General features: G+C 71.4%; 22 protein-coding genes, 1 tRNA gene and 2 pseudogenes. 12 read left to right on the plus strand and 13 right to left on the minus strand.

The genetic code is table 11. The annotated features are described in order from the left end of the window. Window positions 1-3 precede the first annotated feature (3 nt). On the plus strand, window positions 4-846 hold the full coding sequence (locus ACKTSN_RS05755) for a hypothetical protein (RefSeq protein ID WP_409475122.1): 843 nt from the start codon (window positions 4-6) through the stop codon (window positions 844-846). Between the two features lie 138 nt (window positions 847-984). On the opposite strand, the pseudogene ACKTSN_RS05760 reads toward ACKTSN_RS05755, so the two are convergent. Next, window positions 985-1,092 (minus strand): annotated as a pseudogene (locus ACKTSN_RS05760) (hypothetical protein); the annotation flags it as partial. 264 nt (window positions 1,093-1,356) lie between these two features. Here ACKTSN_RS05760 and ACKTSN_RS05765 point away from each other — a divergent pair. Further along, the gene (locus ACKTSN_RS05765; protein WP_409468080.1) at window positions 1,357-3,675 is read left to right on the plus strand and encodes a 2OG-Fe(II) oxygenase; all 2,319 of its coding nucleotides are present in this window, start codon (window positions 1,357-1,359) and stop codon (window positions 3,673-3,675) included. 157 nt (window positions 3,676-3,832) lie between these two features. Here ACKTSN_RS05765 and ACKTSN_RS05770 read toward each other — a convergent pair whose 3' ends face one another. Next, window positions 3,833-5,074, minus strand: a complete 1,242-nt coding sequence (locus ACKTSN_RS05770) for a DUF6880 family protein (RefSeq protein ID WP_409468081.1) — start codon at window positions 5,072-5,074, stop codon at window positions 3,833-3,835. A 45-nt stretch (window positions 5,075-5,119) separates the two neighbouring features. Between ACKTSN_RS05770 and ACKTSN_RS05775 the strand changes: the two genes are divergently transcribed. The 3 genes from ACKTSN_RS05775 (at window position 5,120) to ACKTSN_RS05785 (ending at window position 8,169) form a co-directional block, all read left to right on the plus strand. Further along, window positions 5,120-5,992 (plus strand): hypothetical protein, encoded by an 873-nt coding sequence (locus tag ACKTSN_RS05775; protein ID WP_409468082.1) that lies wholly within the window; start codon window positions 5,120-5,122, stop codon window positions 5,990-5,992. 121 nt (window positions 5,993-6,113) lie between these two features. Continuing rightward, window positions 6,114-6,797 carry a DUF7711 family protein gene (locus ACKTSN_RS05780; RefSeq protein WP_409468083.1) on the plus strand — a complete coding sequence of 228 codons (684 nt, stop codon included), beginning with the start codon at window positions 6,114-6,116 and terminating at the stop codon, window positions 6,795-6,797. 241 nt (window positions 6,798-7,038) lie between these two features. Then, window positions 7,039-8,169, plus strand: a complete 1,131-nt coding sequence (locus tag ACKTSN_RS05785; protein WP_409468084.1) for a tyrosine-type recombinase/integrase — start codon at window positions 7,039-7,041, stop codon at window positions 8,167-8,169. A 104-nt stretch (window positions 8,170-8,273) separates the two neighbouring features. Here the strand turns inward: ACKTSN_RS05785 and ACKTSN_RS05790 are convergent. Together ACKTSN_RS05790 and ACKTSN_RS05795 are read right to left on the minus strand one after the other, a co-directional pair. Next, window positions 8,274-8,347 (minus strand) — tRNA-Pro (locus tag ACKTSN_RS05790). 106 nt (window positions 8,348-8,453) lie between these two features. Beyond that, on the minus strand, window positions 8,454-9,905 hold the full coding sequence (locus ACKTSN_RS05795; RefSeq protein WP_409468085.1) for an MFS transporter: 1,452 nt from the start codon (window positions 9,903-9,905) through the stop codon (window positions 8,454-8,456). 314 nt (window positions 9,906-10,219) lie between these two features. Between ACKTSN_RS05795 and ACKTSN_RS05800 the strand changes: the two genes are divergently transcribed. Further along, a complete protein-coding gene (locus ACKTSN_RS05800) occupies window positions 10,220-10,798 on the plus strand; it encodes a TetR/AcrR family transcriptional regulator (protein WP_409468086.1) in 579 nt (192 codons plus the stop codon). Between the two features lie 9 nt (window positions 10,799-10,807). On the opposite strand, the pseudogene ACKTSN_RS05805 reads toward ACKTSN_RS05800, so the two are convergent. After that, window positions 10,808-11,014, minus strand: a pseudogene (locus ACKTSN_RS05805) (SRPBCC domain-containing protein); the annotation flags it as partial. After that, window positions 11,011-11,238, minus strand: a complete 228-nt coding sequence (locus ACKTSN_RS05810; protein WP_409468087.1) for a hypothetical protein — start codon at window positions 11,236-11,238, stop codon at window positions 11,011-11,013. The pseudogene ACKTSN_RS05805 and the gene ACKTSN_RS05810, both read right to left, overlap by 4 nt. A 74-nt stretch (window positions 11,239-11,312) precedes the next feature. Between ACKTSN_RS05810 and ACKTSN_RS05815 the strand changes: the two genes are divergently transcribed. Beyond that, on the plus strand, window positions 11,313-11,852 hold the full coding sequence (locus ACKTSN_RS05815; protein ID WP_409468088.1) for a DM13 domain-containing protein: 540 nt from the start codon (window positions 11,313-11,315) through the stop codon (window positions 11,850-11,852). 120 nt (window positions 11,853-11,972) lie between these two features. On the opposite strand, the gene ACKTSN_RS05820 is transcribed toward ACKTSN_RS05815, so the two are convergent. Beyond that, the gene (locus tag ACKTSN_RS05820; protein ID WP_409468089.1) at window positions 11,973-12,830 is read right to left on the minus strand and encodes a LysR family transcriptional regulator; all 858 of its coding nucleotides are present in this window, start codon (window positions 12,828-12,830) and stop codon (window positions 11,973-11,975) included. Window positions 12,831-12,899: 69 nt separating this feature from the next. Between ACKTSN_RS05820 and ACKTSN_RS05825 the strand changes: the two genes are divergently transcribed. Beyond that, entirely contained in the window at window positions 12,900-13,787 is an 888-nt protein-coding gene (locus ACKTSN_RS05825; protein ID WP_409468090.1) for an EamA family transporter, read from the plus strand. Between the two features lie 83 nt (window positions 13,788-13,870). Here ACKTSN_RS05825 and ACKTSN_RS05830 read toward each other — a convergent pair whose 3' ends face one another. Continuing rightward, window positions 13,871-14,908, minus strand: coding sequence for a LacI family DNA-binding transcriptional regulator (locus ACKTSN_RS05830; protein WP_409468091.1), 1,038 nt, complete (start codon window positions 14,906-14,908; stop codon window positions 13,871-13,873). A 112-nt stretch (window positions 14,909-15,020) separates the two neighbouring features. Here ACKTSN_RS05830 and ACKTSN_RS05835 point away from each other — a divergent pair, with 112 nt between their 5' ends. Beyond that, window positions 15,021-16,184 carry a Gfo/Idh/MocA family protein gene (locus ACKTSN_RS05835; RefSeq protein ID WP_409468092.1) on the plus strand — a complete coding sequence of 388 codons (1,164 nt, stop codon included), beginning with the start codon at window positions 15,021-15,023 and terminating at the stop codon, window positions 16,182-16,184. Window positions 16,185-16,194: 10 nt separating this feature from the next. Here the strand turns inward: ACKTSN_RS05835 and ACKTSN_RS05840 are convergent, their stop codons facing one another. Together ACKTSN_RS05840 and ACKTSN_RS05845 are read right to left on the minus strand one after the other, a co-directional pair. Then, window positions 16,195-16,806: a TMEM175 family protein gene (locus ACKTSN_RS05840; protein ID WP_409468093.1), complete on the minus strand. Its 612-nt coding sequence runs from the start codon at window positions 16,804-16,806 to the stop codon at window positions 16,195-16,197. Window positions 16,807-16,882: 76 nt separating this feature from the next. Next, on the minus strand, window positions 16,883-17,917 hold the full coding sequence (locus tag ACKTSN_RS05845) for a LacI family DNA-binding transcriptional regulator (protein ID WP_409468094.1): 1,035 nt from the start codon (window positions 17,915-17,917) through the stop codon (window positions 16,883-16,885). Window positions 17,918-18,025: 108 nt separating this feature from the next. Between ACKTSN_RS05845 and ACKTSN_RS05850 the strand changes: the two genes are divergently transcribed. The 3 genes from ACKTSN_RS05850 to ACKTSN_RS05860 all read left to right on the plus strand — a co-directional run bounded on the left by ACKTSN_RS05850 (window position 18,026) and on the right by ACKTSN_RS05860 (window position 21,067). Then, the gene (locus ACKTSN_RS05850) at window positions 18,026-19,165 is read left to right on the plus strand and encodes a phytanoyl-CoA dioxygenase family protein (RefSeq protein WP_409468095.1); all 1,140 of its coding nucleotides are present in this window, start codon (window positions 18,026-18,028) and stop codon (window positions 19,163-19,165) included. Window positions 19,166-19,180: 15 nt separating this feature from the next. Further along, window positions 19,181-19,957, plus strand: coding sequence for an SDR family oxidoreductase (locus ACKTSN_RS05855; protein WP_409468096.1), 777 nt, complete (start codon window positions 19,181-19,183; stop codon window positions 19,955-19,957). Between the two features lie 105 nt (window positions 19,958-20,062). After that, the gene (locus ACKTSN_RS05860) at window positions 20,063-21,067 is read left to right on the plus strand and encodes a Gfo/Idh/MocA family protein (RefSeq protein WP_409468097.1); all 1,005 of its coding nucleotides are present in this window, start codon (window positions 20,063-20,065) and stop codon (window positions 21,065-21,067) included. Window position 21,068: 1 nt separating this feature from the next. On the opposite strand, the gene ACKTSN_RS05865 is transcribed toward ACKTSN_RS05860, so the two are convergent. The 3 genes from ACKTSN_RS05865 to ACKTSN_RS05875 all read right to left on the minus strand — a co-directional run bounded on the left by ACKTSN_RS05865 (window position 21,069) and on the right by ACKTSN_RS05875 (window position 24,936). Continuing rightward, window positions 21,069-22,439 carry a glutamate decarboxylase gene (locus ACKTSN_RS05865; RefSeq protein WP_409468098.1) on the minus strand — a complete coding sequence of 457 codons (1,371 nt, stop codon included), beginning with the start codon at window positions 22,437-22,439 and terminating at the stop codon, window positions 21,069-21,071. 192 nt (window positions 22,440-22,631) lie between these two features. Next, window positions 22,632-23,447, minus strand: coding sequence for an AfsR/SARP family transcriptional regulator (locus ACKTSN_RS05870; RefSeq protein WP_409468099.1), 816 nt, complete (start codon window positions 23,445-23,447; stop codon window positions 22,632-22,634). Between the two features lie 274 nt (window positions 23,448-23,721). Next, window positions 23,722-24,936: an alpha/beta hydrolase family protein gene (locus ACKTSN_RS05875; RefSeq protein WP_409468100.1), complete on the minus strand. Its 1,215-nt coding sequence runs from the start codon at window positions 24,934-24,936 to the stop codon at window positions 23,722-23,724. Window positions 24,937-24,945: the final 9 nt, after the last annotated feature.

Consider the following 24,945-nt stretch of genomic DNA (forward strand, 5'->3'; position numbering starts at 1 on the left):
TCCGTGCATCCCGCCCGCCCCACCCTCCGCACGCTGCGCGAGGACCTGAAGCTACCGCTCCCCACCGCCCGCCAGCCCCTCGACGAGATCGACCATCCCATCCTGGCCAAGGCCCGGGATCAGTTCGCTGAGGACGAGACCGGCCATGAGCGGATCCGGTCGATCGACACCGAGGTCCTGTTCAAGGTCAAGGTCCAGCGCTGGCGAGGCGCGGTCTGGACTGAGCAGGACCTGCCCTGGCTGGTCGCTGCCGGACAGCGCGAGGACGGCTCGGGAGACGACTTCTATGCCGCGCTCGAAGCCGACGCGAAGGCCGCTCGCGCCCGCTACAACAGCGAGCACTCCCGGCCGCTGCCCGGCAAGACTTACGTCGGTCACCTCCTGCCCACCCAGGACGACTACGACCGGTACCAGCTCGAAGCAGGCACCCGGCTCGTTCGCCGCCTGGCCTCCGTCATCAAAGATCTGACCCGCGGCTCGCTCCACGACGGGCACGAACACGCTGCTGACTTCCCCACTTTCCGCCTCGGCATCCTGGTCCGCGCCGACGACGGCCACGAAACCTACGCAGCCGTACGCATCACCGGCTCCGTCCCCGACGACCTCGCCGCCGTCATCCTGCGACACGTTCCCGGCTGCGACCCCAAGCATGGTTCCCCGAGTACGCCCTGCCCAGCCGCCCGCTCCTCCCCGCCGAACAGGCCTGGTCCACCCTCATGGACCCCAAAACGGCGGCCGAACTCCTCGACGAAAACTGAGCTTCCTCAGGCACGGGTTGCCGCATACTTCGGCATTCTTGCCGTCATCGGCCACGCCGCCCTGCCGTCTTTGGCTACGGCATCGTAAGCGTCTGTTGGCTCTTCGCCCAGCCCGATCCGGGCCGGGTCGAAGTCGGTCGCCGAGTCGATGCCGAGCCACTCCAGCGCTCTCGTGTTCCTCCTGCGACGGGCCGGCGAGGATCTCCTTGAGGTCCGCATAGCCCCAGGCGCCGCCGCAGTCCTCCGGCGGGCAGACGCCTGCACCGGCCAGCACACGGGATAGATCCAGTTCACCTCGGCGTGACGACGTCTGACCAGGTCGCGGTGCCAGCACACAATGGTGTCGGGGTGAACCAGCAGAGGCAGGCGCGCGTTCAGGTCGAGCTGATCACGGTGCAGGAACCCGATCTCCTCGAACCCGAAGCGCACCTGTCCCTGCCTCAGCCGCCGATCACCGCTACTGCCTGCAGATTCGGGTCTGACCGCGCCCCGGAGCCGGGGGCTCACCTGGCGGACGCCCCTGCGGTCGGCCGTCTCCGGTCTCTGCGGGCAATAGGATCGGGCCGAGGGTGGCACACCGGGCGGCGGGAGAGCACGCGTGGCGGGGAATCCGAGGGAACGGCTGGCCGAGTTGCTCGGCGGGGTGAGGCCGGCGGGGGCCTTCAGCGCCCGGCTTGAGGCCCCTGCGCACGGTCTCGGGCTCGAGGTGGCCGGCGTCGGGCCGGTGAGTCTTCCGCTGCGCGCGCCCCAGGCAAAGAAGCTGATCGCGGTGGCGCGCCCGGCGTTGTTCGGTCGGGGCGAGGAGACACTGAGCGACACCGGCGTCCGCGACACCTGGCAGATCTCGCCGGACCAGATCACTTTGGCCGGCCCCTCCTGGCCGGCGCTGCTGAGTGGCGCGCTGGAGCATTTCCGGGACGCGCTCGGGCTCCCGGTGACGGCCCGGCTGCAGGCCGAGCCGCACGCGCTGCTGGTGTACGGCAAGGGCCAGTTCTTCCTCCCCCATCAGGATTCGGAGAAGGACGACGCCATGGTGGGCACGCTGGTGCTCTGTCTGCCCTCGGCGCACACCGGCGGAGAACTGGTCATCGAGCATGCCGGGCAGCGCAGCACCTACCGCGCCTCGAAGACGGAGCTGACCCTCGTCGCCTTCTACGCCGACTGCCGGCACGAGGTCACCCCGGTCCGGTCCGGGTACCGGGTGGCCCTCACCTTCAACCTGCTCGCCGAGCCCGGTGCTTCGGCGCGGGACACCGGTCCGCTCACCGAGCTGGCGCACTGCCTGGACCAGCACTTCAGCACCCCCGCCAGGCCGCGCTATGCGATGCGGGACCTCGACCCGCCGAACCGGCTGGTGTATCTGCTCGACCACGAGTACACCCAGCGGGGCCTGAGCTGGGAGCGGCTCAAGGGCGCCGACGCCGAGCGCGCCGCGCTGCTGCGCGCCGCCGCCGGGCAGGCCGGCTGCGAATCGGTGCTCGCCCTTGCCGAGGTCAAGCAGACCTGGGACGCCTACCCCGCCGGTGACGTCCCCTGGGACGACTGCTACGGATACGACGAAGACGACGAGTACGAGGGCGAGGACGACAGCCCCGCGACCGACGACGACTACGTCGTCCAGGACCTGATCGACGACGAGGTCACCCTCGACTGGTGGACCGGCCCGGACGGCACCGGCGGCGAGCCGATCTCGTTGTACGTCCACGACTACGAGGCCTGTGCCAGCACCCCGAGCGCGGACCTCACGCCCTATGAGTCCCAGTACGAGGGCTACATGGGCAACTACGGCAACACGCTGGACCGGTGGTACAGGAGGGCCGCGGTCGTCGTGTGGCCGCGCGAGCGCGCGTTCGCGGCGCGCGGCGAGGCCGGATCGCGGTGGGCCCTGGAGGAACTGCAGGGCCGCATCGAGCAAGGAGACCTGGACGGCGCCCGCACCGCGGCCGAATCCCTCGCCCCGTTCTGGAAGCACACCGATACCCAACCCGAACTGCTGGAGGGCGCGTTGCACGTGGCCGAGGGCCTGGGTGTGGCCGAGACCGCGGCGATGCTGCTGGAGCCGTTCGGGGTGAACGCGCTGGGACCGCAGCACGCCCATGGGCTGGCCGCCGTGGCCGAGCGGTACGGCACCGTGTGGCTGGGCCAGGTGATCGGCGGCTGGTTCGGCCCGCGGTACCGCTACGAGGCACACCGGTACGAGTGGACCGAGAGGCTGCCGGACCTGTGCACAGTGCTGCGCTCCTTGGGCCCGGCGAGGACAGCGGCAGCGCGGCTGCTGTCCACCGGGGCCTGGAGCGCGGTGGACGAAGACCTGCGGCAGTGCACCACGACCGGGCCGGCCGAGATCCGCCGCCCCCGACTGGAGCAGCTGGGCCTGCCGCTGCAACACCTCCTGCAGGCGGCCGACCAGGAACAGCGGACTGAGATCCTGGCCGTGCTGCGCGCCCAGGCGGACACGGTGCTGGAATGCCTGATGCCGATGCTGCGCCGCTCGGCGCAGGCGCTGCCGACGGACACCCGGCGCGCGGCGGGGCTCGACACGATCGCACGCGACTGCACGGACCGGCTCCGCGCGATCGTCGCACGACAACCGCGTGCCGCCGACGACTGGTCGATCGCCTGGACCGGCTGCGGCTGCGACCTGTGCGCCACCCTGGAGACGTTTCTCGCCTCCCGCTCGCGGCGTGTCCTCGAATGGCCGCTGGCCAAGGACGGACGCCGGCACGTACACACCAGGATCGACTCGGCCGGTCTCCCGGTGCTGCACCAGACCAGACGGCAGGGACGCCCGTACACCCTCGTACTGACCAAGACCGAGCAGCTGTTCACCCGCGAGCAGACCGGCCGCCGCCAGGCCGAAGCCGACCTGACCTGGCTGACCTCGACCTGGAACACCCTCCCCGCCGGGCCGCGTTGAGCCCGTGGGACCTTGTCGGCGCAGGCGATGAACCGTCAGCCATGATCTTGAGCCGGGATAGGCACCGCGGGTGCCCGGCCGGCGACGGAAAACGGCGATGGTGGTGACGCAGCGCACCGCCAGACACCAGCTGCGTCGTACGGCGCGGGGTGCCCACTCAGCCGAGGCCGGCCTTGTCCAGGCGGGCCAGGAAGCCGGTCTTGCGGCGGTGTTCGGCACGCAGGCCGTGCAGGTAGTCGGTGAATTCCGGCTCGGTGCCGAGCGCACGGTGGACGTCGCGCAGGGTCTTCAGGTGGCGGACGGCGTACTGGTAGCGGTACTTGTTGCCACTCTCCCCGAGATAGAGGTCGATCAGTCTCCGGTACGGGACGACAGTGTCGGCCGGATGGACAGGCCGCCGCTCGGCGAGGAGGTCTTGCAGGACGTACGTCGACAGGGCGTCGAGATGCGCTGTCGCTGTCTGCCATGCCTCTTCGGCCAGGCCCTCCGCGCGCAGGCACGCGATCAGTTCGGTGACATGGGCGGGGTTCTCGGGCAGCCGGGCGCGCAGCAGGTCCAGGGCCCAGGTGACCGCCTGCGGGCTGTCGGCCTCCCGGGCCGTCGCGGCCAGCGCGACGAACGCGGAGGCGAGCGGGGTGCGGGCGAAGACATCCCGGCGCACCGACACGGCTTCCTCTCCCTTTCCGCCGGCGATGAGGAGTGCGACGAGCTCGTTCGTGAGTTGGGGCTTGAACGGGCTGGCGGGGTGGGCCTCCAGCCCGCCGCGTGCCCAGTCGGTGGCCTCCGCCTCCCGGCCTGCGGCCCGGAGCGCGCGGACGATCTTGACGTACTGATCGGGTCCGGTCAATGAACGGGCGAGTACCTCGACGTAGTGGTCGGTGTCGCCGGAGATCTCCGCGAGCTGTTCCCGCAGATACCGCACGCCGAAGGCGGTGCCCCATTCGTCTGCCTGCTCGGGATCGCCGGCGCGCTCCTCGACCAGGTCGGTCAGATGCCGCAGGCCCCGCTCGCCCAGGGCGGGGGCGAAGTCTGCCAGGGAGATATCGGGCCAGCCGGGGCCGTCGAACACCGTGGTGGCGATCCAGTTCGCCAAGGCGCGGGGATCCTTGGGCGGGGCTGCCGCCAGCGCCTGGGCGTAACGGGCAGTCAGCGCGCGCAGGGCGTCCCCGCAGCTACCGGAGGAGTCGTCCAGGTACATCAGGGCCCGGGTGACCCGGTCCACCGCCGTGCGCAACCGACGGGCCGCCTCGGCCGCATTCCCGGTCTCCAGCAGGCGTCCGGCCGCTTCGTCGACGGCCCACGCGGTGGCCACGTACTCGCGATGCCCGGCGTACGGACCGCGTCGCCGGTCTCGCCGCAACCCGTCGACCAGCTGCTGAAGGGAGGTCTCCTCGCTCATGGCTCCATCTCAGCACGCCGCGGAGCGCGGATAGGGTTGCGGGTCGTGAGCGAGTACCAGTACTACGAGTTCCTGGCCGTCGACCGACCTCTGGATCCTGCACAGTTGGAGCAGGTCCGGTCCCTGTCCACCCGGGCCACCGTCTCCCCGACCCGCTTCGTCAACGAGTACCACTGGGGCGACTTCCGCGGGGACACCACCAAACTGGTCGAGCAGCTCTACGACGCCCACCTGTACTACGCGAACTGGGGCAGCCGCCGCCTCATCCTCCGTCTGCCTGCCAACGTGCTCCCGGTGAAGACGGCCGCCGCCTACGCCATGGAGGAGGCCCTCACCGTGTGGACCCGCTCCGGCCACACCCTGCTCGACTTCTCCCTGGACAGTGAGGACGGCGGGGAATGGGACTTCGAGACCTCTCTCGAGCTGTCCTCCATGATCGGCCTGCGCGCCGAACTCGCCGCCGGTGACCTGCGCCCCCTCTACCTCGCCTGGCTGGCCGCCCTCACCGTCTGGGAACTGGCCGAGGACGACGAGGAGGAGTATGCCCGCGAGATGGAACCGCCGGTCCCCGCCGGCCTGACCGAACTCACCGGCCCGCAGCGCGCCCTGGCCGACTTCCTGAAAGTGGACCCCGATCTGCTGACCGCCGCAGCCCAGGCGAGCGAGCCCGCCCCCGCACCGGGCCCGGACCGGCGCGAACTCGCGGCGTTCATCGCATCTCTGCCCGCGAAGGAGAAGGACGACCTGCTCCTGCAAGCCGTCCTGGGCAGCAGCCCTCAGCCGGGACCAGAGCTACTGGCCCGCTACCGCTCCACTGCCACCTCCGCCACCGCCGCCCCGCCCACATCGCGCCGCAGCGCCGCCGAACTCCTCGACGCGGCCTACCACTGCCGCACCGAACGCACCCGGCGCGAGTAGGAGACCCACCGCAAGGCCGTAGAGGAACACGCCCGCGCCGCAGCCCAGGCCCACCAGCGCACCTGGGCGGCCGACCGGACACGGCTCGGCCCCTCGCCCGCGGGCCGGGCAGGATGAGGTCATGCGTCATACCACGGCCGTTCGCCGTCTCCGTACGATCACCGACGCCTGCGACCGTGCCCGGCGACTGCCCGGCGGCGGTGCTCTTCTCGCCGCGCATGCCTTCGGCCCCATCCTGGACGGGACGGGAGACATCCCGGTGGTGCACGTCGCCCTCGTTGTCGACCTGCCTGCCGAGGAGCTGCCCTGGGGCGTCGAGCCTCCCGAGTGCACCACGCTGGCGAACCTCCTCGACCTTTGCAAGGCGCCGGTCGTGCGGCGCTGGCGGCCTGCGGCCTGGCCGGTGTGGAACCACGCGATTCGTCGTCTGCTGCGCATCTGGTCCCCCACCGGACCCGATACCCGTGCGCTGGACGCGCTTGCCGCGGGCCAGGCCAGCCCGCTGCGGCTGGCCGCCCCTCAGCCGGCAGAGGAGGCCGAGCAGCGGCGCGTCGAAACGGCCGCCTCCCTCCGCCACCTGCGCCGGGTACACGACCGCTACTGGGACGACGAGCCGTGGCGGCGCGCCCATCGAGGCTCCGGCCGGTTTCCGGAGGACTCGCTGTGGGGGCGGTCGACGGCTACCTCGAACTGCTCGACGCGGCAGCCGAGGAGCCGCCCCACAAGTAGCCGTGGGTACGGCGCCACCCGGACGCCGACGCCGCCCAAAGGGGTCGCTGCTGCTCAGCGATGGCGAGACGCGTGATGTGACGGCGGAGTGATGGCGTCCGCCCATGAGACGCCATGATCCGCCAGCTTCTAACCCGCGGGATGACCACGTCACCGTGGAGTCAACACACTTCCCCACCGAAGGTGAAGGTGAGCACCATGGCTTCTCGCTCCCCCGAGCGAGGTCGTCTCTACCGGCGGTGCGGCTGCCGCCGACCCAACGGCAGGCAGTTCGGCGCCAGCTGCCCGAAGCTCAAGGGCCGTTCCCGGCACGGCTCGTGGCCTTCGCCGTCGACCTGCCGTCCGCCGACGGCAGACGCAAGCCCCACTGCCGCAGTGGCTTTCCCACCCGCAAGGCCGCCCTCGCAGCCCTGGAACACGCCCTGACCTGCGAGCGCACCGGACTGCCTTGCGACGAGCATCTCACCCTCGCCGCCTACCTGACCGACTGGCTACGCACAAAGGAGGAGACGCTCAAGCCCACCACGTTCGTCCGCTACCGCGACTACGTCCGCGCCGACCTCATCCCGTCCTTCGGACGCCTCGCCCTTCAGGATCTGCGGCCGCGGCACATCACCGCCTGGCAGGAGGCCGAGCTCGCCCGCAGCCGGGGGCGCACCACCGTCTACCGGATCGGCGCCACGCTCTCCAGCGCCCTCGGCTCCGCCGTGCGCGCCCGGCTGATCGCGGACAGCCCGTGCCGGCACGCGATGACGCCCCGGCCCGCGGCACAGGAACGGATCTGTTGGAACCCCACCCAGGCGGCTGCGTTCCTGCGGCACAACCACACCCGCTACGGCGACCAGCTGGCCGACCTGTTCGAGCTGCTGCTGGGTACCGGGATGCGCCGCGGCGAGGACCTCGGCCTGCACTGGACTGACGTCCATCTGCCCGAGAGGACCCTGCTGGTGCGGTGGAACCTCACGGCCGTCAACAACAACCGGCTCTACCTCAGCCACCCGAAAACCAAGGCGAGCCGGAACTGGGTGAGCCTGTCCCCGCGCGTCGCCGCCGCCCTGAATCGTCAGGCCACCCTGGCCCGGGCCGGCCAGCCCCCGGGCACTCCTCTGGCGGGCCTGGTGTTCTGCCAGCCGGACGACTCCCCGCTGCGCCCGCAGGGCGTCCTGACCGAGCTGCGCCGACGCTCTGAGCAGATCGGCCTGCCCCGGCTCGGCGTCCACGATCTACGCCACACCGCCGCCACCATCATGATCAGCTCACGGGTTCTCCTGGCCGTGGTCTCCAAGACACTGCGCCATTCAACACTGTCCACCACGGTGAACCTCTACGGCCACCTGCTGCCCCACGCCGCCCGCGACGCCGTCACCGCCATCGACAAGGCCCTGACCCGCGCCGACCGCAAGCACCACCACCAGAGCGGTCCGGCGTCAGAAGACCGGGCAGCTTGATACCGGTCGCCGGAAGTCGTCGACTGCCATCACGCCGCCATCACGTGTCACACGAACGCATCCAGCGGGCCTGCCGTTGTCGGCAGACCCGCTGGTGAGCACCGTCGGGACGACAGGATTTGAACCTGCGACCCCTTGACCCCCAGTCAAGTGCGCTACCAAGCTGCGCCACGTCCCGATGCCCGTACCCGCGGCGGCCGCGTGAACGTGCAGGTAAACCCTACCTCATGCACGTGACAGCCCCGGGACGGCACGGATCGGGCGTGCCACCGCCCGCGTGGGCGTCAGCCTCGCGTGGCGGGTGTGGCGGGCTGCGGTGCGGTGTCCGGTGCGTTGTCGGCCGAGCGGGCCGGGACGGCCGGGCGGCCGGGGCGGCGGGCGGGGACGAGGAGTGCGGCGAGGGCCGCGGCGAGGCAGAGCACGGCCAGCAGGGCGAAGCCGTGCGTGTAGCCGGAGTCGTAGGGCAGGCCCGAGGGCTGGAGGCGGCCGGTGACCAGGACGCTGGTCACCGCGGCGCCGATGGATCCGCCGATGGTGCGGATGTTGGCGTTCATACCGGTGGCCGCACCGGTCTGCGCCGCCGGGACGCTGCCCACGATCAGGTTGGCCATGGCGGCGAAGGCGAGCCCGATGCCGAGGCCGAACACGCCTGCCACGAAGGCGACTTGCCAGGGCCGGTCGTGCCACAGGGCGAGGAAGCCGCAGGCGACGGCGCCGAGCGCGGCGCCGGTGATGAGGAGCGTCTTGGCGCCCAGCACCGGCTCCAGCCGGCCGCTCAGCACGCCCGAGAGGAACATCGCGACCAGCATCGGCAGCATGAGCAGCCCGGCCTCGGTGACGCTCGCACCGAAGCCGTACCCCGCGGAGGCGGGCGTCTGCACGAACCCGGGGAGGAAGGACCAGATCGCGTACATGCCCGCGCCGAACAGCAGCGCGGCGGTGTTGGTGGTCCACACCGCGGGCAGCCGCATGACCCGCAGGTCGATCAGCGGGGTGCGGGAGCGGGCCTCGGCCAGCAGCCACAGCGCGAACAGGGCGACGGCAACGGCGAACAGGCCGATGACGCGGGCCGAGCCCCAGCCCCACTGGCCCGCCTGACTGAGCGGCAGCAGCAACGCCACCAGCCAGGCCGACAGCAGCGCGGCGCCGAGCCAACCGACGTTCCCTTCGGCCCGGTTGGGCGATTCGGGTACGTACCGCAGGGCGATGAGCGTGGTGAGCGCGACGATCGCGACGGGGATCCAGAACAGCCAGCGGTAGTCGAGTGCGGAGACGATCGGTCCGGCCGCGACGATGCCGACGCCACCGCCCGCGGCGATCACCGCGGACAGGTTGCTGATGCTGCCGCTGACCTGCGCCGGGGCGAACTCGTCCCGGATGATGCCGAAGGAGAGCGGGAACAGGGCTCCCCCGACGCCCTGGACGACGCGGGCGACGATCAGCACGCCGATGCTCGGCGCGAGCGCGGCGAGCAGACAGCCGGCCAGCACCGTCAGCAGGACGGCGACGAGGGTGCGCTTCTTGCCGATCAGGTCGCCGACGCGGCCGAGGATCGGAGTGAACACCGAGGCCGACAGCAGATAGGCCGTCATCACCCAGGTCGCGGTGGACTGCGAGGTGTGCAGGGTGTGCTGGACCGTCGGCAGGGCGGGCGCGATCAGGGACTGGAGCATGGCGAAGACGCCGGCACCGGTCGCGAGGACCGCGAAGGTGAGACGGGTGGACTTGCGGGGCATGAAAGGCCTCTCCGGACAGGACAGGTGCGGCCGAGGTCATCCGGCGCGGACGTACGGACGGGCGCGCTGCGGGGCAGCGTCGGGCACGCCGATGGCCGCGGGGAGCGGTCGCGGAGGGGTGTGGCGTATGGGACGGGCGGTGCACTCGGGTGCAGGGCCCGTGGCAGGGTCGATACGGGGTGTCGTCGCGCCGTGGACGCGTGCGGCCGCACGCGTCCACGGCGCAGACATCCGCACTGCTAAAGTGGAGGCACCCCTCCACTGTAGCGGAGGCTTACCTCCGGTTCAATCCCGTCCGCCCTAGGGAGGCAGCAATGACGGCCCAGACGTTTCCCGTGAGCGAGATCGTGGCGTCCCGGCGGCCGCACCGGAAGGACGCCGCCCGCAACTACGACGCCCTGCTGGCCGCCGCGCGCGAGGCGTTCGCCGAGCACGGCGCGGACGCCTCCCTGGAGGACATCGCCCGTCGCGCGGGCGTCGGTATCGGCACGCTCTACCGGAACTTCCCGACCCGTCGGCATCTGTTCGAGAGCGTGTACGCGGGCGAGGTGAACGACCTGTGCCAGGTCGCCCGGGAGGTCGCGGACCAGGAACCGTGGGAGGCGCTCACGGCCTGGCTGCACCGGTTCACCGGCTACATGGTGACCAAGCGGGCGGTCCGCGAGGCGCTCAACGACGAGTCGGACATCTTCCTGGCCTGCCGGGAGTCGATGTACGCGGCCGGCACCCCGCTGTTCGAGCGGGCGCAGCAGGCCGGGGTGGCGCGCACGGACATGGACTTCGGCGACCTGGTGCGCATGGTCGCGGGCATCACCTCGACGAACTTCGTCGACGACGCCCAGCGCGACCGCGTCCTGTCCGTCGCGCTGGACGGCGTGCGCGCCGCGCGCTGAGCCCTCCAGCTGGTAGCGGCCGCCCAGGCGGAGCTCGCCGGTGACCGACAGGAACCAGCGCGGCAGGCGCTCGGGGTTGGTGCAGGCGTCCCAGACGTCGTCGAGGGGCGCGTCGTACGACTGGCCGGTGGTCACCACGCGAGCCTCGCCGGCCTTGAACACGCGCTTGCCGACCTGCCGGCGTACGGAGTTGATCTGATAGGTGACGCCGATCATGAGGTGCTCCTCGGTGGGTCGGCGGCGCCGCGGAGTCGCCGCTCGCGTTTGCCGCGGGCCTGCTCCGTGGCCAGCGCGTCCAGGTGAGGTGTCCTGAAGCGGCGGAACCGGTCGAGCCAGGCGTCGATGTCCTTGAGGGGTTCGGAATTCAGGCCACGGCCGATGCTTGGTCGCTGGCGGTCGGGAGTGTGACATCGCCAAGCGCGCCGTAAGAGTTCCGTCATCTCCAGAGCGTCGCGGTCCTGCCGTGCGCACCTCTTGAATGGATCTCCCGGAGAACGGAACGGCAGGAGACGCGATGGGACGTATGGGCAAGGTGGTCGTGGTGGCACTTGGGCCGGCCGTGGCGCTGGTCGGTGCCGGGCTGTACTGGTTCCAGCCGTGGAAGCTGTGGCAGGACGAGACCGTGCAGGAGGCGCTGCCCGCGGCGACCGGGGCACCGGCGCCCACGCCGAGCACCCCGGCATCGCCGGAACCGGCGGGCCCGGTGACCGTGGCGCGCGGCGAGCTGATCAGTCACGAGCACGCCACGTCCGGCACCGTGGCTCTGCTGCGGCTCGCCGACGGCTCCCACGTGCTGCGCCTGGAGGGCCTCGACACCAGCAACGGCCCTGATCTGCGGGTGTGGCTGACGGATGCGCCGGTGAAGGAGGGCCGGGCGGGCTGGCATGTGTTCGACGACGGGAAGTACGAGAGCCTGGGGCGCCTCAAGGGCAACAAAGGCGACCAGAACTACTCCGTACCTGCTGACGTCGACCCGGCCGCGTTCACCAGCGTGAGCATCTGGTGCGACCGGTTCGATGTGTCCTTCGGTGCGGCGGAGCTGGCACGCGCCTGAGGAGCTCGGCCCGTCGGCTACGACCGGTCGTCCCAGGCCGGTGACCCGCCCGGGTGGTCGGGGCGCCCAGGTCCGGCAACTGAGCGCTCCGGCCCGGTGGTTCTCCGAAGCCGCCGGGCCCTATGGCTGCGCCCGGTACAGCGAGCTCACCAGTTCGATCACGGCCTGCGTCGCCGGGTGCGGTTCGTCGCGCCACCAGGCGAGCCGTACGGCCACCGGTTCGGCGTCCCGCACGGGCCGGTAGACGACGCCGGGCCGACGGTACTGGTGGGCGGTGGACTCGGCGGTCATGCCGATGCAGCGGCCGGTGGCGATCACGGTGAGCCAGTCGTCGACGTCGTGGGTCTCCTCGGCGGCCGGGCGGGACTCCGGGGGCCACAACTCCGGGGTCGTGGTACCGGTGCGGCGGTCGACGACGAGGGTACGTCCGCCGAGGTCGGCGAGCCGGACCGAGCGGCGGCGGGCCAGCGGGTCGTCGGCGGCCAGGGCGCACTGCCGCCGTTCGAGGCCCACGACGGCGGAGTCGAAGCGCCGGTCGTCCACGGGGCGGCGCACCACCGCGAGGTCGCACATCCCCTCCAGCAGCCCGGCCGTGGGCGAGTTGGCCCGCACCAGGTGCAGGTCGGTCTCCGGGTGGGTCTCGCCCCAGCGGCGCTGGAAGGGCAGGGTGTGCCGACCGAGTGCCGCCCAGGCGTACCCGAGCCGCAGATGGACATGGCCGGAGGTGGCCTCCCGGATCAGGCCGTCCACCTCCCCGAGGACGCGCCGGGCATGCGCGACCACCCGCAGCCCGGTCGCCGTCGGCGTCACCTCGCGGGAAGTGCGCCTCAACAGTCGTACGCCGAGGGCGCGTTCCAGCGACGCCAGCGTCCGGGACACGGCCGCCTGGGAGACGCCGAGGGCGATCGCCGCGTCGGTGAAGGTGCCCTCGTCGACGATCGCCACCAGGCAGCGCAGTTGCCGCAGCTCCACATCCATGACTCCAGCGTATGGATGGATCGGCGCATTCATTTCGCGCAGGGGTCGTCGTGACGGACCATCGGGCGCATGCGAACGGCTCCCGCACGCCCGGTTCCCGCAGTGCACCCCGGCGACCGGCCGGTCCGCCGGCCACTGGCCGGTGTGGTCACCATGGCCGGCAGTGGTCTGTCCAACCAGGTCGGTGCCGCCATCGGGGCGCTGGCCTTCCCCGTCCTCGGGCCCGTCGGTGTCGTGGCGGTGCGTCAGTACGTCGCCGCCGTCGTGCTGCTGGCGGTCGGCAGGCCACGCATGCGGGAGTTCACCTGGCGGCAGTGGTGGCCGGTCCTGCTGCTGGCCTTGGTGTTCGGCACGATGAACCTGAGCCTGTACACGGCTGTCGACCGGATCGGCCTCGGCCTTGCGGTGACGCTCGAGTTCCTGGGGCCGTTGAGCATCGCCCTGGCCGCCGCGCGGCGCCGGGTGGACGCCTGCTGCGCGGTGCTCGCCGCGGCCGGCGTCGTCACCCTGATGCGGCCGCAGCCCTCCGCCGACTATCTCGGCATGGGCCTCGGCCTGCTGGCCGCCGTCTGCTGGGCGTCGTACATCCTGCTCAACCGGACCGTCGGCCGGCGCATCCCGGGCGCGCAGGGATCGGCCACCGCCGCCGGGATCTCCGCGTTGATGTTCCTGCCGGTCGGTCTCCTCATCGCAGTCCACCGCCCGCCCACCGTGGAGGCGCTCGCGTGCGCCGCAGCGGCGGGTGTCCTCTCCTCGGCCGTGCCCTACTTGGCGGACCTGCTCACCCTGCGCCATGTGCCGGCCCAGACGTTCGGGCTCTTCATGAGCATCAACCCGGTCCTCGCCGCCGCGGTCGGCTGGGTCGTCCTGGGCCAGCGGCTGGGGCCCTTGGAGTGGGCCGCCATCGGGGCGGTGGTCGCCGCGAACGCGGTCAGCATCGCGACGCGGCGCGGTTGACCCGAGTACGGCAACTCACCACACTCCCGGGAGCGCGCCCGACCATGGGGCGGCGCCGGAGACGCTGCGTAAGGTCTACGCCGTCACCCTCGGACACCGGCCGTGGTGCCGCGGATCTCCAGCGTCGGCGTGGCGAGGTGCACGCTGCCCTGCCCTCCGCGTCCTTCGAAGCGGTCGAGCAGACAGCGGGCGGCGCGGCGTCCGACCTCGTGGCCGGCGTTGTCGACGGTGGTGAGCCACAGGTGCCGCAGCCGGGAGATGCTCGTGTTGTCGTAGCCGGTGACCGACAGGTCCTGCGGCACCCGCAGGCCCAGCGCCTCGGCCGCCGACAGGGCGCCGACGGCGGCGATGTCGTTGACGGCGAGGACGGCGGTGGGCCAGTCCGGGCGGCCGAGCAGCCGGACGGCGGCACGGTGGCCGCCCTCCTCCGTCATGTCGCAGGCTTCGACGAGCGCGCCGCCCGCGAGAGCGTGCTCCCGCATCGTCGCTTCGAAGCTGCGGCGCCGCAGCTCGCCGACCGCGCCGTAGCCCGCGATGTGCGCGATGCGGCGGTGGCCGAGCCCGATGAGGTGCTCGGTGACGAGCCGCGTGCCCCGCTCGTCGTCGCCGGCGACGACGTCGACGCCGGTCGGTACGGGTTCGCGGGCGCCGGCGACGACGAGCGGGATGCGGTCGGCGACCGTGCCGAGCGCCGCCGGGTCGGGCAGGGTGCCGACCACGATCAGGCCGTCGACCCGCAGGTCCAGGAAGGGGCCGGTGAGGTCGTGGCCCGTGCGGCGGTTGAGGCGGGCGTCGGCGAGCAGCATGTGCAGGCCGTTGTCGTGGAGGAGGGAGTTCAGGCCGTCGAGCAGGTCGACGAACCACGGGTTGCGCAGGTCGTTCAGGAGGACGCCGACCATGGGGGTCCCCCCGCTCGAGCGAAGCCGAGAGTGGGGGAGGGTGCGCTGCTCGCTGAGGCTGCGGGCGGCGGCGTTCGGCCGGTAACCCAGCTCGCGCACGGCCCGCAGCACGGCCTCCCGCTTCTCGGGCCGTACCTGGCCGGACCCGCGCAGCACCAGCGAGACCAGCGACTTGGAGACGCCGGCGTGCTCGGCCACGTCACGGATGGTCGGCGGTCGCATGGGATGGACCGTTCCATGCGACGCGCCGGGTTGTCAAAGGGGTTGACACCTTGCGGAAGACCCACTCAGGGTGACCTGGACAGGATGTGGACCGGTCCAAAGAAGGGCTGTCATGGTGGATGCGCTCGGTGTCGCCGTCGTCGGATTCGGCTGGATGGGGCGGGTGCACACCCAGGCGTACGCCCGCCTCCCCCACCACTACCCCCAACTGCCCCTCCGCCCGCACCTCGTGACCGTCGCCGAGGAGGTGCCCGGCCGCGCCGAGCAGGCCGCCGAGCAGTTCGGGTTCGCCTCTGCGACCCGCGACTGGCGCGAGGTGGCCGCCGACCCGCGCGTGCGAGCGGTCAGCATCACCGCGCCGAACTTCCTGCACCGCGAGATCGGCGTGGCGATGGCCGAGGCCGGCAAGCACATCTGGATCGAGAAGCCGGTCGGCCTGACCGCCGAGGACGCCCGCGCGGTCGCCGACGCGATCGCCAAGGCCGGCGTCCAGGGCGCGGTCGGCTTCAACTACCGCAACGCGCCCGCCGTGGAGGCCGCCCGGGAGCTGATCGCCACCGGCGAGATCGGCACGGTCACGCATGTCCGCATCCGGCTGTTCAGCGACTACGCGGCGCATCCCGAGGGCGCCCTGACCTGGCGGTACGAGCGGGAGCGCGGCGGCAGCGGAGTGCTGGGCGACCTGGCCTCGCACGGCGCGGACCTGGCCCGTTTCCTGCTCGGCGACATTGCGTCGCTCACCGCCGACACGGCGGTCTTCGTCCCGGAGCGGGCCCGTCCCACCGGCGCCACCGCGGGCCACTCCCGTGCCGCGGGCGGCGAGCTCGGCCCGGTCGAGAACGAGGACTACGTCAACTGTCTGCTCCGCTTCGCCTCCGGCGCCCGCGGTGTCCTGGAGGCCTGCCGGGTCTCGGTCGGCGAGCAGAACAACTACGGCTTCGAGGTGCACGGCACCAGGGGCGCGGTGTTCTGGGACTTCCGCCGCATGAACGAGCTGCGGATCAGCCGCGGCACCACCTACCAGGACCAGCCCGTCAGCACCGTGTACGTCGGTCCCGACCACGGTGAGTTCGCTGCCTTCCAGCCGGGCGCCGCCAACGCCATGGGCTACGACGACCTGAAGGTCATCGAGGCGTACCGCTTCCTGCGCTCGATCGCCGAGGGCACACCGCACGGCGCCACACTGTCGGACGCGGTGCACAGCGCGGCCGTACTGGACGCGATGGCGCGGTCCGCGGGGAGCGGCGCCTGGGTCGTTGTGGACGCGCAGGCGTGAGGGTGAGCGGTCAGCGCGCCTTGCGGGCCCGTCGGCCGATCGCGGTCTTGGCCGGGATCAGGACGAGCCACCACCACACGGCCGCGGACCCGATCAGCAGAGCCAGCGGGATGGTGAGGAGGAAGATCACCACCGTCGTGGCGCCGTCCAGGGCGTCCAGCGCGGTGCCCACCTTCGAAGGCTCCTCGCCGTGCAGCCAAGGGCGTCGAGCCAGGAGAACGACCAGCGCGAGGTGGGTGGCACCGAGTGCGGCGACCGCCGCCGCGTAGATGGCGACCGAGGCGGGTTCGTCACCGTAGTCGGAGATCAGCCTGGTGGGGAACGGCAGCAGTGCCGCAACGCCCAGGCCGAGCACGGCCAGTGCGACGACCTGTCCGTCGACCTGCCGGACGGCGCGGAAGATCCTGCGGTGGTCGCGCCAGAAGCTGCCGAGCACCGCCACGCTGAGCGCGTAGGCCCCGAGGTCGGGGAGGAGCTCGCGCAGAGCCTCGTGGTACTGCGCGGAGTCGAGTCCCCGCGGCACGGTGAGATCCAGGACGAGCAGGGTGATGGCGATGGCGAACACGCCGTCGGCGAGGGCCACCAACCTCTCGGGCCCGCCGTCCGGGATGGATTTCCACATGCGCACGACGGTAGGGAGCCGGGGCCCGCCGAGCGGGGATACACGCCCGGGCCACGACCCCGAACGCCGCCGCGTGTCACACGGCCGTCGCCTGCGGTGGCATGTTGTAGGGTGTGACCACCTGGATCGCGGACGGCAGGGTCGGTCCGGCGGGCGGCAGGGCGCCCTGGGCGCGCATCACGATGTGGCAGGCCTCCCGCACGTCCTGGCGCAGGTCGTGGTGGAGTACGGCGGACAGACGGTGCTCGCGCAGCAGCCGGGTGTTGTCGTGGTCGAGGTCGTGCGCGACGAAGACGGCGCACTCTCGGCCGACGTCCTCGAAAGCCCGGAGGGTGGCGATGTTGCCGCCACCGATCGAGTAGACCGCGCGGATGTCCGGGTCGCGTTCCAGAGCGGCGCGCACCAGATCGTACTGCGTGGCGTCCAGGCCCTGGCCCTCGGCGATCTCGACGAGCGTGCGGTCGGGATGCCGGGCGCGCATGGCGGCGCGGAAGCCCATCTCGCGCTCCTCCTCGTTGCGGAAGAAGCCGCTGCTGAGGCTGGTGAGCACATGGGTGGGCCGGTCGCCGAGCCACTGCCCCATGAGGTACGCGGCTGTCGCGCCCGCCGCCCGGTTGTCGATGCCGACATAGCCGAGGCGTGCACTCGCGGGCAGGTCGGTGACCAGGGTGACGACCGGTATCCCGGCGGCCATCAGCCGGCCGACGGCGGCGGTGACCTCGGGAACGTCGGGCGCCTTGAGGATCACGCCCTGCGAGCCGCGCCGGGCGATGCGGTCCAGCGTCGCGACCAGCTCACCCACCGGCCCGGTCTCCCGGAAGTGGAAGCGAGAGCGCAGCACCGCCGGGTGCAGGGAGGGCAGTTCGGCCTCCAGGGCGGCGCGTACGGCGGTGGTGAACCGCTCCGGCGCCTGCATCACGATGTCCACCATGAAGGTGCGGCCGACGAGCCGGACCTGGGTGCGCTGCCGGTCCAGGTCGGCGATGGCCTGCCGGACCTCACGGGCGGTGCTCTCCCGCACCCCGCCACGCCCGTTGAGGACCCGGTCGACGGTGGCCTCGCTGAGGCCCGCCTGCCGTGCGATCTCCCGGATCGGGAAGGGATGGCCCATGCGATCGGCTCCTTGAGGGTTTTTTGATGGCCTGCTGCTGGTTGTTCGAGGGGTTTGTACTGACAAGAATGACAGCGCTGTGTCGCCGCTGTCAGCGAAAGGACGACGATGTCCGCCACCTCCTGGCTCTCCGGGCAAGACTGTGACCTCGACGCCTTCCGCACGCTGGTCGAGCGGAGGACCGAGGCCGCCGACTACCCTCACGCCGCGTCCGTGGAACAGAACGTCCTGGTGTACGACAGCGATCGGCCGGCCGGGAACCGCCGGGACCTCCAGGCCGAGCTGGTCCGCGCGCTCTTGGACGGACCCGGCATCGTGGTCTTCCGGCGGGCCTTCACGGACCTGGACGTCGTCGACCGGCTCACCGCCGTCTTCGACGCCCTGATCGCCGAGCAGCGTGCCTCGGGCGCGACAGCCGGTGACCACTTCGCCAGGCCGGGCGCCAACGACCGGGTGTGGAACGCGCTGGAGAAGGCGGCCCTGTTCGACCCCGAGACATTCGCCGACTACTACGCCAACGAGGTCCTGGCCCTCGTCTCCGCGGCCTGGCTCGGCCCGGGCTACCAGATCACCTCGCAGGTCAACGTGGTCAACCCGGGCGGCGCGGCCCAGACGGCACACCGTGACTACCACCTGGGCTTCCTCTCCGACGAGACGGCGGCCGCGTACCCGGCGCACGTCCACCGCCTCTCCCCCGTGCTCACCCTCCAGGGCGCGGTCGCGCACTGCGACATGCCGGTCGAGACCGGTCCCACGATGTACCTGCCGTACTCGCAGACGTACGAGCCGGGCTATCTGGCGTGGCGACTCCCCGAATTCCAGGCGTACTTCGAGGACCGTCACGTCCAGCTCCCGCTCGCCAAGGGCGACGCCGTCTTCTTCAACCCCGCGCTGTTCCACGGCGCCGGCACCAACCGCTCCGCTGACGTGCGGCGGACGGCCAATCTGCTCCAGGTGTCCTCCGCGTTCGGGCGCGCGATGGAGACCGTGGACCGTGAGGCGATCGTGAACGCCGTCTTCCCGGTGCTGCTGAAGCGCAGGGACGAGGGCGAGCGGTGGTTGGAGAACGTGATCGCGGCGAGCGCCGAGGGCTACCCCTTCCCCACCAACCTCGACAGCGACCCGCCGGTCGACGGTCTTGCCCCGCCCGCGCAGGCGGACGTCCTACGGCGGGCGCTGCGCGAGGCGTGGACACCCGAGGCGCTGCGGGACGAACTGCGGGCCGCCGCCGAACGGCGCGCGAGCTGAAAGGACCTCAAAACCATGGGACTTCTCGACGACAAGGTCGTCCTGGTCGGCGGTGGCAGTCAGGGCGTCGGCGCCGCGATCACGCGGGCCGCGGTCCGGGAGGGGGCGGTCGTGGCCGTCTCCGGCCGGCGTGCCGAGCCCGGTGAGGCGTTGGTGGAGGAGCTGGTCGCGGCCGGCGGCAAGGCCATGTTCGTACGGGCCGACCTGGCCGACCCGGAGCAGGCGAAGGCGTCCGTTGCGCAGGTCGTGGCCGCGTACGGCCGGATCGACTGCCTGGTCAACTCGGCCGGGCTGACCTCCCGGGGCACGCTGCTGGACACCACGCCGGAGCTGTTCGACGCGCACATCGCCATCAACCTCAAAGCACCGTTCTTCACCATGCAGGCCGCCGTCGCCGACATGGTGGCGCGCAAGGCACCCGGCACGATCGTCAACATCATCACCTCGTCCGCACACGGCGGACAGCCGTTCCTCGCGCCGTACGTCGCCGCCAAGGCCGGGCTCATCGGGCTGACCCGCAACGCCGCGCACGCGCACCGCTGGGACCGCATCCGGATCAACGGCCTGAACATCGGCTGGACCGCGACCGAGGGCGAGGACGCGACCCAGAAGACCTTCCACGGCGCCGGGGACGACTGGCGCGAACAGGCCGCCGCCCGGCTGCCGATGGGCAAGCTCGGCCAACCGGACGAGATCGCCGACTTCGTGGTCTTCCTGCTGTCGGACCGATCAGGCGTGGTCACCGGTTCGGTGATCGACTGGGACCAGAACGTACTCGGCGGCCTGGACTAATTGGAGTCCGTCCGGCGATTGAGGACAAGCCCGAAGGGCGATCGGGGTCCGGGGCGGAGCCCCGGCCACGGACGGCAACCACACACAAGGAAAGCAGCGGAGCGCATGCGCATCGGAATCCTCGGCCTCGGCCGTATCGGCGCCTTCCACGCCGAGACCCTCTCCGGACTCGACGCCGTCGAGTCGCTCGTCGTCGCCGATCCGTTCGCGGAAGCGGCCAAGGCCGCCGCCGAGCGGTTCGGGGCCGAGGTCGCGGACTCCCCCGAGGCCGTGCTGGCCGCCGGGATCGACGGCGTGGTCATCGCCGCCGCGACGGACGCCCACCCGGGGCTGATCCTCGCCGCTGTGGAGGCGGGTGTGCCCGTCTTCTGCGAAAAGCCCGTCGCCAAGACCATGACCGAGGGCGTCGAGGTCCTCAAGGCCGTCGAGGGCAATGACGTGCCCGTGCAGATCGGCTACAACCGGCGCTTCGACGCCGGGTTCGTCGCCGCCCGGGCCGCCGTGCAGGCCGGTGAGCTGGGCACGCTGCACACCGTACGGTCGACGACGCTGGACCCGGCGCCGCCGCCGGCCGCGTACATCGCCGCCTCCGGGGGCATCTTCCGCGACTGTTCCGTGCACGACTTCGACATCATCCGCTGGGTGACGGGTCGCGAGGTGAGCGAGGTGTACGCCGTCGGCGGCAACCGGGGCGCCGACTACATCAGGGAGGCGGGCGACGCCGACACCACCGGCGCGGTCCTCACCCTCGACGACGGCACGATCGCCGTGGTGTCCAACAGCCGTCACAACGGCCGGGGGCACGACGTGCGGATGGAGCTGCACGGCTTCCAGGACTCCATCGCCGTCGGGCTGGAGGACAAGCTGCCGCTGCGGTCGGTCGAGCCGGGCGTGACCTTCCCGGCGGGCACTCCGCACGACTTCTTCATGGACCGCTTCACTGCCGCCTACCGGGCCGAACTCACTGCGTTCACCGAGGTGGTGTCGGGTTCCCGCCCCTCGCCGTGCACGGTCGCGGACGCGCTGGAGGCGGGGTGGATCGCGGAGGCGTGCACGCTCTCCCTGAAGGAGCACCGGCCCGTGCGCATCGAGGAGGTCCGCACCGTCTGACTCAGTGGTGGAAGCACGGCCAGTCCGCCGCGCGTGCCGTCGGCCCCTGCGACAGACGGCCGACGGCGGTGCGCAGGTCGTCCACCAGCAGCGCGATCTTGTCGTACCCGGTGCCGTGCCGCACCAGGACGCGCTGGACGACGGTGTCCTCGCGGCCGGCGGCCAGCGGGTAGGCCGGGACCAGCCAGCCTCGACGGCGCAGCTGGTCGCTGACGTCGTACAGCGTGAAGGACGCCTCGGCGGGGTCGGTGAGGGTCCAGGTGACGGCCGGGAGGGCGTCCTGGCCGTCGTAGAGGACGGTGAAGGGGCCCATGCCGGCGAGTTGCTCGGCCAGCATCCCGGCGGTGGCGGCGCAGGCGCCGTGGATCTTGGTGTAGCCCTCGCGGCCCAGGCGCAGCAGGTTGTAGTACTGGGCGACGACCTCGCCGCCGGGGCGGGAGAAGTTCAGGGCGAAGGTGGGCATCTCACCGCCGAGGTAGGAGACGCGGAACACCAGGTCCTCGGGAAGCAGGTCGGCCGACCGCCACACCACCCAGCCCACGCCGAGCGGGGCCATGCCGTACTTGTGGCCGGAGACGTTGATGGAGGCGACCCGGGGCAGCCGGAAGTCCCACACCAGGCCGGGCTGGAGGAAGGGGGCGACGAAGCCGCCGCTTGCCGCGTCCACGTGCACGGGTACGTCGAGGCCGGTCTCGGCCTGGATGCGGTCGAGTTCGGCGGCGATCTCGGCGACCGGCTCGTAGACGCAGGTGTAGGTGACGCCGAGGTTCGCCACCACACCGATGGTGTTCTCGTCGACGTACTCGCGCAGTTGGTGGGCGCGCAGTCCCAACGCGTCCTGCTCCAGCGGGATCTGGCGCAGTTCGACGTCGAAGTAGCGGGCGAACTTCTCCCAGCACACCTGGACCGGCCCGGCGACCAGGTTGGGCCGGTCGGCGGGCCTGCCCTCGGCCCGTCGGCGCTCGCGCCAGCGCCACTTCAGCGCCAGTCCGCCGAGCATGCCGGCCTCACTGGAGCCGGTGGTGGAGCAGCCGATGGTCGTGACTCCGTCCGAGGCGTTCCACAGGTCGGCGAGCATATGGACGCAGCGGCTCTCGATCTCGGCGGTCTGCGGGTACTCGTCCTTGTCGATCATGTTCTTGCCGAGGCACTCGTCCATCAACGCGTGCACCTCCGGCTCCGCCCAGGTGGTGCAGAAGGTCGCGAGGTTCTGCGAGGCGTTGCCGTCCAGGCTCAGTTCGTCGTGGATCAGGGCCCGTACCGCGCGGGCGTCGGACACGGCGTCGGGCATGCGGTACTTCGGCAGCGCCCGCTCGCTGATGGGCAGCGCGTACACGTCGTCGAGGGGGCGGCTGGTCTCGTGCAGGGCCATGGAGTCAACCCCCGGATCGTACGGACGTCGCGAGGGGGGCCGGGGGCGGGGTACCCGAGCAGCACATGTGAGGGACAGCGACTCGCCCCCGGCCTCCCTCACTCCGCAATCTCGCACACCGGGCCCGGCCGCGCCTTCCGAGCGCACCCGGATGACGGGCTCGGGCCTCGATCGTGGGTATCAGGCACTCCCTCAGCGCGCCGCGGGCAGCACCCCGGTGGCCTCCAGTCGTGACGGGTCAGCCCGGAGGATGGCCTCCAGGGCGAGCTGCAGCGGTGGTCCCGGTTCGACGCCCAGTTCCTCTCTGAGCACCCTGCGGGCGTGGTGGTAGACGCCGAGGGCGTCGCCCTGCCGGCCCGCCCGGTACAGCGCGGCCATCAGCTGGCGGTAGAACGGCTCCCGCAGGGGATGCTGGACGAGGAGGCCCTTGAGTTCCTCGATCACTTCGTGATGGCGGCCGACCGCGAGAGCGGCGTCGACGGCGAGTTCGGTGCAGTTCAGCCGTTTCTCTTCCTGGACGGCCCTGAAGGATTCGATCGCCAGGGAGCTCGGCACTCCCTCCAGGACCGGACCGCGCCACAGGGACAGGGCCCGGCGGAGAAGTTCGCCGGCCGGCCGGAAATCGGCCGCTGAGTACCGTTCCCGGCCACGGGTGTAGAGCTGCTCGAATTCCTGGAAATCGGTCATGGCCTCACTCAGGTCGAGAATGTATCCGGACGACGTCGTGACGATCGGGGACGTTCCCCGAGGGCCGCAGAGGATTTTCCGCAACTGCGAGACGTACACGCGCAGGCTCGCGAAGGCACAGCGCGGCGGACCCTGCTCCCACAGTTCCGCCACGAGTTTCTCTCCGGGCACCGCCTCACCTGCCCTGACCAGGAGCAGGGTGAGCAGTTTGGTGAGTTTGGGCGCATCGGGCGTCAGATCGACGCCGCCGCGGGTGACCCGCAGCCGCCCGAGCAGCTCGTAGCGCAGTGGATGGTCGGCTTGTGCAGAGAACAGGGACACGGCAACCCCCCGAATGCGCGGAACGCATTCAACTAAAACCGGCTCCCCCGTCCGTCCCGAGGTCCTGGGACGCCTGTTACTCGAAAGTATCTTCTTTCTCGGGAAGCCTATGCCAGCTCGCCCACCGATGCCAGGCCCTACCCGTTACACACTTATTAATCCGAGCAAAACTGGCCCGGTTCGGTCATCCTCTGGTCGTAAACAAATGAGCCGCCGTTCAATCAAACAGCCCGGCCCGCGGGGAGCGGGCCGGGCTTGTGGTTTCGCGTACCGGTCAGGCTGCTACCGGCCGGCCCTCCCCGAGGGTCTGGCCCAGCCAGGTGAACAGCTGTTCGTGATAGAGGCGCATGGCGCCGGAGTGGCAGTGCGCCCCGCCGCCCTCGTCCGCGGTGAAGACGTGCAGCGTCTTGGGCGAGTTCAGGCCCGTGTACACCTTCTTCGCGTGCTCGAGACCGGCGAAGAACATGTCCTCCTCCGCGTCCAGGACGAGCACCGGACAGCGCACCTGCCCGATCACCTCGGACAGGCCGAACGCGGACAGCGTACGCAGCAGTTGGGACGGGGTGTCCGCGCCGAAGGTCCACAGCGCCTGCCGCAGCAGCCAGCGGGTGAAGGTCTGCTGGGCGGCGATGCCCCACATCACCGGGTCGGCGAAGTCGTCGCAGCCCTGCTCGACCCACTCCAGGACGAACGGGGGCAACGCCACGACGTCGCCCAGCTGCCATACGGCGTCATGGGCGACGCACCCGGCCAGCCGGTGCTCGAACGCTGCGGCCCGCACGGCGAGCAGCCCCCCGAGGCTGGTGCCGACCAGGACCACGCGGTCGGGGTCCACACCGGGCAGGTCCTGCGCGTAGTCCACGACCGGGGTGACCACCTGCTCCCAGTCCGGCCGGAAGACCAGCCCCTGCTCGCGCAGCACGGAGCCCTGCCCCGGGCCTTCGAAGCACAGGCAGTCGTAGCCGCGGGCAAGGGCGGCCGCGGCTACGAAGAACCAGCCCTCCTCGAGCGTGGAGTCGATGCCGCCGTGATGGACGACCATGGGCCGGGGCTCGCCTGTTTCCTCCGCCCGGTAGAGGTAGCCGGGCAGCGAGGTGTCCTCGTAGGGGATGCGGACGAACTGCGGTGGCCGCTCCATGAGTTCGGCGGCGTCGGCGAAGGTCGCCCGGGACAGCCGCATCAATCGCAGGGCCTCCGCGTCGTGTGGGTCGTCGCGCTGGAAGAACTCTGCGGTGCGGTAGTAGTTGTGCGCCCGCAGCAGTGCGGCACGGGCGTCGACGCAGCGGCCCTCGTCGAGGGCGGTGGTGCCCAGGCGGTGCACGCGCTCGGCGAGCTGGGCCCACTCCCTCCGCCACGCCTCGGTGTCGCCGTCGGGGATCCGGGCGGCGACCGAGACGACCTCGCCGAGCTGCGCACCGCCGTAGTCGGCGTAACCGGCGGTGCGCAGGGCCTGGTAGTCGAAGGCGGGGTCGTCGAAGAGGAACTTCATGGCAGCGGC

Origin of the sequence: Streptomyces flavusporus (genome assembly GCF_046267975.1) — a bacterium.
GTDB classification, from domain to species: Bacteria; Actinomycetota; Actinomycetes; order Streptomycetales; family Streptomycetaceae; genus Streptomyces; species Streptomyces flavusporus.